Consider the following 1,733-nt stretch of genomic DNA (forward strand, 5'->3'; position numbering starts at 1 on the left):
GGCCACGTCGGCCGCGGCGAGCGCCCCGGAGTCCGCGGCCCCCGCCGCGGCCGCCCTCTCCACGAGCACCGACGAGACGGCGACCGTGGCGAGAGCGAGGGCCGTGACGGCGCCGAGCACCCCGACGGCGAGCACGGTGCCCGAGCCGGTGTCGCCGTCACGGGACATCCGCATCCTCCTGCCACGCGCAGCCACGCGCCGAGACGCGGATCCCCGCCGCTCCGGCCGGTCCGAACCGGCTGGGGGCCGTGAGCCGGACGCAGACGGCGTGACCCGACCGATCCACCGCCATGGCCGCTCCCGCGGCGGCGCCCTCGATGCGCGACGACGCCGTGCCCGTGTCCTCCCCGCGGCCGATGCTGCGGGCCGCCTCCTCCGCCGCGGAGGTCAGCACGACCTGCTGGCCCACCGTCTGCACCGCCCCCAGGCAGAGGCCGAGGACCAGCACGACCGCGGGCAGCACGACCGCGAGCTCCGCGGCAGCGGCCCCGCGATCCGCGACCGGGGAGGCCGGATCGACGCGCGGACGCCGCCCCCGCGCGGTGGACGGGATCACCGGTCGTACGTCAGAGCACGCCGCACGAGGTCGAGGAGCATGCCGCGCACCTCGTCGCTCTGCAGGATGACCACGAGCAGGCCCGCGAACGCCACCGCCGCCATGGTCGCGATGGCGTACTCGGCGGTGGCCGCGCCGTCGTCGCCGACCGCGCGGCACAGGATCGCCCGACGCGCGGCGTGTGCGATGCGCAGGGCCCGCGGGGGCTCGTGGCTCGAGCGCGGCGCCACGACGTCTCGCGCGCACGCACCCGCGCAGCCCGCGGACCCCCGCGATGATCCCTTCGGGACCGCCTGCGCCGGGGCCAGCGGCCAGACGGCGCACCCCTCCGGTACCGGCACCGCTCCGCCCGTGCCGCATGCACGGCCCCTCGCTGCCGCGACCTCCGCGCCATGCAGCTCGATCACGCGCGCCGGCTCCTCGACTCGTCCCATGTCCTCGTCCTCTCCCTCTGACGGGCGATGCCCGCCGTCCTGTCCCCGCCGGTCGTCGGCGGGATCGTCACCATGCCCCCTCAGCCGCCCGGAGTCCGCAGCCGTGACCGCGACGGTGGACGTCCTCATCCGTGGCCGAGTGTTGAGGACACGACGGCCAGCAGCATCGGCACGACGCCCACCGCCAGGAACGCCGGCAGGATGCACACCCCCAGCGGCAGCATGAGCCTGGCCGCGAGACGCGCCGCGGCCCGCTCGGCCCACGTCGCGGCATCCCGGCGAATCCGTCCCGCCTCGCTGCGCAGGAGCACGGCCACGGGCGCCCCCGTGCGCGCCGCCGCGTCGACGACCGACCCGACGGCGTCGAGGTCGTCGCCCGCGGGCAGCCCGGCGCGCTCGCACGCACGGCCCACGACGGCGACGGCGCGCGGCACGGACGCCCCTCCTGACATCGCCGTCGCCACCAGGTCGAGGACCAGCCCCGGCGCCGACTCCCGCGGCGTCGCCTGGCTCACCAGGCCGCGGTTCCACCGCCATCCGACCGCCACGAGGCCCGAGCCCGCGACGAGGCAGGCCATGCCGGGCACGGTGGTGACGAGGACGCGCAGCGGATCGAACCCGAGCCCGGCCGCCAGGAGCAGGCCGGCCCCTGGCATGAGCAGCACGGTGCGGCTCGTCGCGACCGGGCCGGCGAGCGCGGTGCCCGCGTCGCGGCGCACGCGGGCGACGTCGACGAGGGAGTC

At 77.7% G+C, this 1,733-nt stretch carries 4 protein-coding genes; all 4 read right to left on the bottom strand.

The window, feature by feature from the left end:
• Positions 1-174: pilus assembly protein TadG-related protein (locus tag DZG00_RS17560; RefSeq protein WP_375342511.1), on the bottom strand; the 174-nt coding region annotated here is incomplete at its 3' end.
• A complete protein-coding gene (locus DZG00_RS15205; RefSeq protein WP_119382394.1) occupies positions 158-556 on the bottom strand; it encodes a TadE family type IV pilus minor pilin in 399 nt (132 codons plus the stop codon). The genes DZG00_RS17560 and DZG00_RS15205, both read right to left, overlap by 17 nt.
• The gene (locus DZG00_RS15210) at positions 553-750 is read right to left on the bottom strand and encodes a DUF4244 domain-containing protein (RefSeq protein WP_119382395.1); all 198 of its coding nucleotides are present in this window, start codon (positions 748-750) and stop codon (positions 553-555) included. The genes DZG00_RS15205 and DZG00_RS15210 overlap by 4 nt, the downstream gene beginning before the upstream one ends.
• A gap of 365 nt (positions 751-1,115) precedes the next feature.
• Positions 1,116-1,733 (bottom strand): type II secretion system F family protein (locus tag DZG00_RS15215; protein ID WP_199689836.1); only part of this gene is annotated, 618 nt, incomplete at its 5' end.

Origin of the sequence: Clavibacter lycopersici (assembly GCF_003576405.1) — a bacterium.
GTDB lineage: Bacteria > Actinomycetota > Actinomycetes > Actinomycetales > Microbacteriaceae > Clavibacter > Clavibacter lycopersici.